Consider the following 7,853-nt stretch of genomic DNA (forward strand, 5'->3'; position numbering starts at 1 on the left):
TCGGGGTTGCGCTATAGATAGGAAGCGCCGCTTCCGAAACAACTCAGGCTGCGGCGCGGCGGCCGAGCAGGAACGCCGCCAGCCAAAGCCCCCATCCGACGACCAGCGTGGCGATACCAATCCACGAGAAGACGATGAGGATCTGGAGGGCGCGCAGGAGCCGGTGCATCGCGGTTTCCACGCCGACCACCGGGGGCAACAGCAGGTCGACCCAGAAGCCGGACAGGATCAGGATGAATCCGATGCCGACCCCGGAGATCACCAGCCAGAGGCCCGCCTCGGCCAGCCTGGTCTGCGGCCCGCGCCGCGACAGCCACGGCACACAGGCCAGATTGAAGGCTAGGATCGCGAGCAGGAGAATGAAGGAATCCGGCTCCAGATTATCAAACTGGAACCAGCCGATCGTGAAGAAGATCGCAAGCGCGGCCGCAAATGCCAGCGCGGCGAAGGCAACGGCGCGGACCGCTCGCATCAGGCGGATATCGTTGCCGGGCGCAGCCGCTCGATGAGCTTCCAGAACAGCGAAACGACGATCAGCGCAACGCCGCTGATGCCGACACAAATGGCGGTCATCGCCGCGGCGAAGCCATAGACATGATGCATTTCGACCTGGGGATAGCGCGGAACTGGCTGGGACATGGCGAAAGAACCGGCGGCGAACGCGATGGTTGCGACGACCACCACCACAATGCCCGTCCGCAACCTCCGTCCGAAGACCATGCCCGCCGCGAACACCGCCGCGGCGAGTGCGATCACGACGAACTCGATAGTCTGATCGACGAAGATGTTGCGCATGGCGACATGGACCACCAGCCACGCGGCGAGCAGGAGGACAATCAGTGCCGCCGCAATCCTAGCCGCCCGCATATCCGTTCCCGTCAGGTCCAACCGCAACAACAGCCTAGCATGGACTCGCGTTCCCCGGGCCGCTTTTCCGTCAGGTGCGATTTCGCCGACCGGCCAAGCGTGCGCTCATCCAGAGCGCAACGCCCGCGAGCAGCAGGATGACGGCGGCGCCCACCCCAAGCCCATAGGCGAGGAAATAGCCGAGTTCGGAATATTCTACCGTCCGCACGCGCATCGGAGGCCCGTCGCGCAAATGTCCCCAATATTCGGCGCCGGTGAAGACCAGCAGGATCGCGGCGCCGATCAGGATCATCCACAGGCCCGCCGCGGCGCGCCTGCGCTTTGCGAGTCCGGTCGACGCAGCCTGTGCGACGACCAGAGCAATCGCGGCCAATCCCATCGGAAAGACGATCTGGTTTCGGCTGCTGGCGGCCTGATAGAAAGGATCGCCCTGCGTCGGCGAAATCCCGAATATCCCCAGCGCCATCCAGAGCGTGACCAGTAGCGCCGCCGCCAGAACCGTGAAGGCCGAGAGGCGCAGCGGCGACATAAGGGTCAGCCGATCTGGCCGAAGCACCAGCGCAGCACCGATTTCTGCGCGTGGAGGCGGTTCTCCGCTTCCGGCCAGATCAGCGATTGCGGGCCGTCGATCACCTCGTCGGTCACTTCCTCGCCGCGGTGCGCGGGCAGGCAGTGGAGGAATTTCGCGTCGGGCTTGGCACCGGCCATCAGATCGGCGGTGACCTGATAGGGCATCATCGCCTTCAGCTTGGTCTCGGCGTGGAGCTGGCCCATCGAGATCCAGGTGTCGGTGACGATGATGTCGGCGCCTTCAACCGCTTCGCGCGGATCGCCAACCACGCGTGCCCGGCCCTGCCCGCGCGCCACATCGGCCTCGGGCGGCTGGAAACCCTGCGGGCAGGCCGCGACCACATCGAACTGCATCAGCGCGCCGGCTTCGATGAACGAGGCGAGCACGTTGTTGCCGTCGCCCAGCCACGCGACCTTCAGGCCCGGCAGCGAGCGGCCGCTTTCGATGATCGTCAGCAGATCGGCCATGATCTGGCACGGGTGCGACGCATCGGTCAGGCCGTTGATCACCGGCACGCTGGCATAGTCGGCCATCTCGATCAGCTTCGCATGATCGTCGGTGCGGACCATGATCGCGTCGCAATAGCCGGAAAGCACGCGGGCGGTGTCCGCCACGGTCTCGCCGCGGCCAAGCTGGCTGGTGCCGGCGTCGAGGATTACCGAACTGCCGCCGAGCTGACGGATCGCCATGTCGAACGAGACGCGGGTGCGGGTCGAATTCTTTTCGAACACCATCGCCAGCGTGTGCCCGTCGAGCGGCGCGTCGGCATCGGCCTTGCCCTTGGGAAAGCCCGCGCGGGCGGCCTTGCGGTCAAGCGCATCGGCCAGCATCGCGGCGATGCCGTCAGGGCCTGCATCGGACAGGTCGAGGAAGTGGCGGGTCACACCGGGTCCCCCTTTACGGCACGAAGCATCCAGATGCCGCTGGCGACGAGCGCGCCGCCGGCGACGCCCAGCAGATTGAAGATGATAAGCATCCAGCTTTCACCCGACCCGACATCCCCGGGACTGCTCATCACCATGAGAATGCCGAACAACAGCGGCGCCAGTGCCAATCCGCCGAAAGCGAGTATGGAGAATGCCGCAGCCCGACTATGCATCCACCGCCACCTTATAGGTCCGCGCACCTTCGCTCAGGCGCTCGATGCACTCGGCGATGTGATCCTCGTCGATCACCAGCGGTGGCAGGACGCGGAAGACGTTCTCGCCCGCGGCCACGGTCAGCAGGCCGTGATTGTCGCGCAGATGCGCCACGAAGTCGCGGCTGACCGCCGGGTCCTTCATCTTGATGCCCAGCATCAGGCCCTTGCCGCGGATCTCCTCGAACAGATGATCATGGTTCGGGATCAGCTGCTCGAAGCTCGCCCGAAGCCTATCACCCATCTTGACGACATTCTCGAGGAAGCCGTCGGCCAGCATCACATCGAGGATCGCCTGGCCCGCGGCCATGCCCAGCGGGTTGCCGCCATAGGTGGAGCCATGGGTGCCGAACACCATGCCCTTGGCCGCTTCCTCGGTCGCCAGGCACGCGCCGAGCGGGAAGCCGCCGCCGATGCCCTTGGCCGCGGTCAGAATGTCCGGGGTGATGCCGTAATGCTCATAGGCCCACATCTTGCCGGTGCGGCCATAGCCGCACTGGATCTCGTCGAGCACCAGCAACAGGCCATGCTCGTCGCATGCCTTGCGCAGCCCGGTGATGAACTCGTGGGTGCCGGCGGTCATGCCGCCTTCGCCCTGCACCGTCTCGACCAGGAAACCCGCGGTCTCGTCGTCGATCAGCGCCAGCGCGCCTTCCAGATCGTTGAACTTGGCATAGGCGAAGCCCGGCAGCAGCGGTTCGAACCCGTCGCGCATCTTCGCCTGATCGGTCGCCGAGATCGCGCCGAGCGAGCGGCCATGGAACGCGTTCTTGAAGGTGATCAGCTTGTGCCGCTGCGGATTGCCGTTGGCGAAATGATAGCGGCGCGCGGTCTTGATCGCGCACTCGATCGCCTCGACGCCCGAATTGGTGAAGAACACCGTGTCGGCAAAGCTGTTGTCGACGATGCGCTGCGCCAGCGCTTCGCCCTGCGGCGATCCGTACAGGTTCGACACATGCATCAGCGTCGCGACCTGATCCTGCAGCACCTTGGTCAGATGCGGATGGCCATGACCCAGCGCGTTGACCGCGATGCCCGCCGCGAAATCCAGATATTTCTCGCCGCGCTCGCCATAGAGATACACGCCCTCGCCTCGCACCGGACGCACATCGCACCGCGGGTAGACGGGCATGAGCGGGGTGATGGTCATCGGACGATACTCCTTCAGGCTGAAACGAAACGAAACTCCGGAAACAACAAGGGCGGTCCCACAGGACCGCCCTGAAACGGGTGTTTACGAGGGGCGGGCATGGGGCGTCAACACCTGTGAAGTGTCGGCGCGAGCCATCTGAAATACCAATCAAATTGGCTGCAATATCGCGCAGGTTATACCCATTTTGGGGATACCCTGCGGCGTCGACCGAGTCGGGCGGCGTGTTCTGGCGTACATGCAGGCGGGCCGAACCGGGACCGCGGAACGGGGAACAATCCATGAAATATAGGAAACTGCTCGGCATCGCTGCCGGGATCGGTGCATTGTGCGCAGCGGCGCCCGCCGCGGCGCAGGGCCAGCGCTATGTCGGCCAGTTGTTCCTGATGGCCGGAACCTACTGCCCGGCCGGCTCGCTGGACGCGGACGGCCGCCTGCTGTCGCAGAACGGCGAATATTACTCGCTCTTCGTGGTGATCGGCACGGCCTTTGGCGGCACCAACGGCATGTTCAACCTGCCCGATCTGCGCGGCCGGACCGCGATCGGCGCGGGCCAGGGGACCGGGCTGACCAACCACAATGTCGGTAATATGGGCGGAAACAACGCGTTCCCGCTGATCGAACAGCAGATGACCCGCCACCTGCATGGCGGCCTGATCATGGCCGCTCAGGGCCAGGGCAACAGCAACGATCCGGCCGGCAAGACGCTGGCGGGCACGCCGTCGAACATGCCGATCTACAGCAACAGTCCGCAGAAGACGGTCGGGATGGCACCCGGCACTGTCGCGATCGGGCCGGCCGGCCGCAACGAACCGGTAACGGTCCAGTCGCCGGTACTGGCGGTGCGATACTGCATCTCGACCGAAGGCCTCTTCCCGAACTGATCGCCGTCACGGCTTCACGACATCAGGGTCCGCGCGCCGCGCGCGGCACAATCCAAGGATTCGCCATGAATTTCCGAACCCATTTCCGGCGGGCCGGCCTGCCGCTCGCAATCGCTACGTCGCTTCTGGCCGCCGCCCCGGCCCAGGCGCAGAATGTTGTCGGTCAGATCATCATGATGGCCTCGCCCAATTGCCCCAGCGGCACCATCCCGGCCGAGGGCCAGGGCCTGTCGAAGGTCAGCTATTCGGTGCTCTTCGACCTCTATCAATATACCTATGGCGGCTCGGGCAACACGTTCAACGTCCCCGATCTGCGCGGCCGTACGCCGATCGGCATCGGCCGGGGCGAGGGCCTTGGCGGTTATTCGCTAGGGCAGCGTGGCGGCACCGAAACGGTGCTGATGGGCACGGCCATCGCCCTCCACACCCATAGCGCGATCATGAAGGCAACCACGACGGCGCCGTCCGCGGGAACAACCGGCGGCGACCCCGAGAACGGCGTGCTCGCCAAGGGGACCGCGCTGAACATCTATTCGTCCGGCACGCCGGCCCTCCAGATGGGCGCGGCGACCGTGCTGACCCAGGCGGCCGGCGGAAACGCACCGATCCCCAATCGCAGCCCGTTCACCGCGATCCGTTACTGCGTCGTGATGAGCGAGGTCGTTCCCCACCAATGATCGCGTTCCGGCGAACCATCCAATCCGACTGGAGAATATCATGATCCGAACGACTCTCATCGCCCTCGCCGCCACCGCTGCCGGGCTTGCTATGGCGCCCTCCGCGGCCGCGCAGACGGAAGAATTTTACGTCAGTGAGATCATCGTCGTCCCCTTCGGCTTCTGCCCCGCCGGCAGTTTCGAGGCCGATGGCGTGAAAATGCCGATCGCAAACAACCAGGCGCTGGCAATCCTGCTGGGCGAGACTTATGGCAAGGCGAGCAACACCGTCTTCAGCACGCCCGACCTGCGCTCACGCGGCGCCGTGTCTCCCGGTCAGGGGAACACCACCGCGCTGTTTGCCCAGGGCGACAAGGCCGGTGCGGAAGCGATCCAGCTGACCGCCAACCAGTTGCCCGAACATGTGCACACCGCAACGACGATTGCTGCGCTGCCGCCCGCCCAGTTTTCCGGTCCGAACGGCACCGCAATGACCACCGTCCCCACGAGCCGGGCGATGTACGCCCATGGCAGCGCGCCGACCGTGAACATGAACGGCGGATCGGTGACGCTGTTGGACAATCTGGCCGGCGGCAGCACGCTGGCGGTGCGCGATCCCTATCTGGCGATGCGCTATTGTGTCGTGAAAGCGGGCAGCTTCCCCAGCCGGAACTGATCCGGACCGTACGCTCCCGGGCTAGCGGGCCCGGGAGCGGAACGGATTCGACCATCGCGGTGTTGAACCTGCGAGGAGAAGTCGAATGCCGGCGACACTCGAGAAATGGGAAGTCCAGCCCCATGAACAGCTTGTCGAGGCCGGCGACGGCATCCTGACCGTCGCGGGCGATATCCCCATGCCGCTGGGAAACTTTCCCAGGCGGATGACGGTAGTGCGGCTGCAGGGCGGACGCACCGCAATCTGGAGCGCGATCGCGCTCGACGAGCCGGAGATGCAGCAGATCGAGGCGCTGGGCGCGCCCTCCTTCCTGATCGTGCCCGGCGATCATCACCGGCTGGACGCGAAGATCTGGCTGGACCGCTATCCCGCCGCGAAGGTGATCGCGCCGCCGGGCGCCCGCGCGATGGTGGAGGAAGCCGTGCCGGTCGATGCGACCCACGACATCCTCGACGATCCGGAGGTGAATTTCTGCGTCGTGCCCGGCACCGGCCAGCACGAGGCATTCCTGCACATCCGCCGCGCCGACGGCGTGACGCTGGTGACCAACGACATCATCGGCAATGTCGCCCATCCCCACGGGATCGGCGCGAACATCATGGGCCGGCTGTTCAGCTTCGGCGTGACCGAACCGCAGGTACCGCGTCCGGTGAAACGCGGACTGGAGGACAAGACCCTGCTCGCCGCCCGCTTCCGCGCATGGGCCGCCGAGCCGGAGCTAAAGCGGATCATCGTCAGTCATGGCGATGTGCTGGACGAAAACCCGCGCGAGGCGCTGCTCAAGCTGGCAGCGTCGCTCGACTAGCTCTTGATCTTCCAGCCCGAGCGCAGCAGCGCGTAGCACAGCAGGGCCAGCGCGATGTCGAGCCCCAGGATCACGCCGCTGCCAAGCAGGATCGGCGAATCCGCCACCCCGATAAAGCCGTAACGGAAGCCCGAGATGATATAGAAGAACGGGTTGAAATGGCTGATCGTCTGGAACAGCGGCGCCAGCTTCTCGACCGAATAGAAGGTGCCCGAAAGCAGCGCGAGCGGGGCCACCACGAAATTGGTCACGGCCGCGGCATGATCGAACTTCTCCGCCCAGATCGAAGTCAGCACGCCGAGCAGCGCCAGGAAGGTCGAGCCGAGCAGCCCGAACCACAGGATCGCCCAGAAATGCGCGGGGGTAACGTGCACGCCCGGCCATAGCGCCATCGCCAGCCACACCGTCGCGCCGACGCAGAAGGCGCGAGTCACTGCGCCGCCGGTCATCGCCGCCAGCAGTTCGGCGGTGGATAGCGGCGGCATCAGGTAGTCGACGATGGTCCCCTGGATCTTGCCCACCAGCAGCGAGAAGCTGGCATTGGCGAACGCATTCTGCAGCATGCCCATCACGATCAGGCCGGGCGCGATGAAATCGGCGAAGTGGATCTGCCGGTGCTGCACCTCGACGATGCGCCCCTCACCGCCCAAAGCGACCGTGAAAATCACCAGAAACAGCAATGTCGTGATCGCCGGCGCCCAGATCGTCTGGAGCTGGACCTTGAAGAACCGGCGCACCTCCTTGATATAGAGGGTCCTGAGTCCCGCCCAGTTTACGTTGCGAATCACCGGCACCCCGAATTCGGGGATCTGGGAGTCGGCGTTTTGGGGCTGGTTGCTCATGGCGCGTTCGCGTAACCGCTGGCCGCGCCGCCTGCAAGTTGAAGGACGAACATGAGCTGGACCGACGAGCGTATCGATACGCTGAAGAAGATGTGGAACAGCGGCCTGACCGCCACGCAGATCGCCGAGGAACTCGGCGGGGTCAGCCGCAATGCGGTGATCGGCAAGGCGCACCGCCTGGGCCTGCCCGCGCGCCCGTCGCCGGTGAAGCCGAACGAGAACAAGGTGAAGGCTGCGACAGCCGCCCCGGCCCCCGCCGCCGCT

Annotated in this window: 12 protein-coding genes; 5 read left to right on the forward strand and 7 right to left on the reverse strand. The window is 65.3% G+C overall.

What is annotated here, in order from left to right:
- Window positions 1–43 precede the first annotated feature (43 nt).
- From P1X14_RS07450 to P1X14_RS07475, 6 genes are read right to left on the reverse strand one after another with little or no spacing between them, the layout of a single operon-like run.
- Complete coding sequence (locus tag P1X14_RS07450) at window positions 44–472, reverse strand: hypothetical protein (RefSeq protein WP_277314700.1); 429 nt, start codon at window positions 470–472, stop codon at window positions 44–46.
- The gene (locus P1X14_RS07455; protein WP_277314701.1) at window positions 472–888 is read right to left on the reverse strand and encodes a hypothetical protein; all 417 of its coding nucleotides are present in this window, start codon (window positions 886–888) and stop codon (window positions 472–474) included. The genes P1X14_RS07450 and P1X14_RS07455 overlap by 1 nt, the downstream gene beginning before the upstream one ends.
- Window positions 889–937: 49 nt before the next feature.
- Entirely contained in the window at window positions 938–1,396 is a 459-nt protein-coding gene (locus tag P1X14_RS07460; protein ID WP_277314702.1) for a hypothetical protein, read from the reverse strand.
- A gap of 5 nt (window positions 1,397–1,401) precedes the next feature.
- Window positions 1,402–2,322, reverse strand: coding sequence for an ornithine carbamoyltransferase (gene argF, locus P1X14_RS07465; protein ID WP_277314703.1), 921 nt, complete (start codon window positions 2,320–2,322; stop codon window positions 1,402–1,404).
- Window positions 2,319–2,492 carry a hypothetical protein gene (locus P1X14_RS07470; protein ID WP_277314704.1) on the reverse strand — a complete coding sequence of 58 codons (174 nt, stop codon included), beginning with the start codon at window positions 2,490–2,492 and terminating at the stop codon, window positions 2,319–2,321. Before P1X14_RS07470 ends, argF begins: the two co-directional genes overlap by 4 nt.
- Before the next feature lie 37 nt (window positions 2,493–2,529).
- Window positions 2,530–3,726 carry an aspartate aminotransferase family protein gene (locus P1X14_RS07475; RefSeq protein WP_277314705.1) on the reverse strand — a complete coding sequence of 399 codons (1,197 nt, stop codon included), beginning with the start codon at window positions 3,724–3,726 and terminating at the stop codon, window positions 2,530–2,532.
- Between the two features lie 281 nt (window positions 3,727–4,007).
- Between P1X14_RS07475 and P1X14_RS07480 the strand changes: the two genes are divergently transcribed.
- The 4 genes from P1X14_RS07480 to P1X14_RS07495 all read left to right on the forward strand — a co-directional run bounded on the left by P1X14_RS07480 (window position 4,008) and on the right by P1X14_RS07495 (window position 6,747).
- On the forward strand, window positions 4,008–4,610 hold the full coding sequence (locus P1X14_RS07480; protein WP_277314706.1) for a tail fiber protein: 603 nt from the start codon (window positions 4,008–4,010) through the stop codon (window positions 4,608–4,610).
- Between the two features lie 65 nt (window positions 4,611–4,675).
- Entirely contained in the window at window positions 4,676–5,287 is a 612-nt protein-coding gene (locus P1X14_RS07485; protein ID WP_277314707.1) for a tail fiber protein, read from the forward strand.
- A 40-nt stretch (window positions 5,288–5,327) separates the two neighbouring features.
- Complete coding sequence (locus P1X14_RS07490) at window positions 5,328–5,942, forward strand: tail fiber protein (protein WP_277314708.1); 615 nt, start codon at window positions 5,328–5,330, stop codon at window positions 5,940–5,942.
- Between the two features lie 85 nt (window positions 5,943–6,027).
- Window positions 6,028–6,747 (forward strand): hypothetical protein, encoded by a 720-nt coding sequence (locus P1X14_RS07495; RefSeq protein WP_277314709.1) that lies wholly within the window; start codon window positions 6,028–6,030, stop codon window positions 6,745–6,747.
- Here P1X14_RS07495 and P1X14_RS07500 read toward each other — a convergent pair.
- A complete protein-coding gene (locus P1X14_RS07500; RefSeq protein WP_277314710.1) occupies window positions 6,744–7,589 on the reverse strand; it encodes an ABC transporter permease in 846 nt (281 codons plus the stop codon). The two genes, P1X14_RS07495 and P1X14_RS07500, sit on opposite strands and share 4 nt — an antisense overlap.
- 51 nt (window positions 7,590–7,640) lie before the next feature.
- On the opposite strand from P1X14_RS07500, the gene P1X14_RS07505 reads away from it, so the two are divergent.
- A partial coding sequence (locus P1X14_RS07505; protein WP_277314711.1) for a GcrA family cell cycle regulator occupies window positions 7,641–7,853 on the forward strand: 213 nt, incomplete at its 3' end.

It is taken from the genome of Sphingomonas sp. AOB5 (genome assembly GCF_029433115.1).
Classification (GTDB): domain Bacteria; phylum Pseudomonadota; class Alphaproteobacteria; order Sphingomonadales; family Sphingomonadaceae; genus Sphingomonas.

Coding starts and splice junctions, on each gene's coding strand:
- P1X14_RS07450 (WP_277314700.1), bottom strand. CDS start 472: ATGCGAGCGGTCCGCGCCGTTGCCTTCGCCGCGCTGGCATTTGCGGCC.
- P1X14_RS07460 (WP_277314702.1), bottom strand. CDS start 1,396: ATGTCGCCGCTGCGCCTCTCGGCCTTCACGGTTCTGGCGGCGGCGCTA.
- P1X14_RS07475 (WP_277314705.1), bottom strand. CDS start 3,726: ATGACCATCACCCCGCTCATGCCCGTCTACCCGCGGTGCGATGTGCGT.
- P1X14_RS07480 (WP_277314706.1), top strand. CDS start 4,008: ATGAAATATAGGAAACTGCTCGGCATCGCTGCCGGGATCGGTGCATTG.
- P1X14_RS07485 (WP_277314707.1), top strand. CDS start 4,676: ATGAATTTCCGAACCCATTTCCGGCGGGCCGGCCTGCCGCTCGCAATC.
- P1X14_RS07490 (WP_277314708.1), top strand. CDS start 5,328: ATGATCCGAACGACTCTCATCGCCCTCGCCGCCACCGCTGCCGGGCTT.
- P1X14_RS07495 (WP_277314709.1), top strand. CDS start 6,028: ATGCCGGCGACACTCGAGAAATGGGAAGTCCAGCCCCATGAACAGCTT.
- P1X14_RS07500 (WP_277314710.1), bottom strand. CDS start 7,589: ATGAGCAACCAGCCCCAAAACGCCGACTCCCAGATCCCCGAATTCGGG.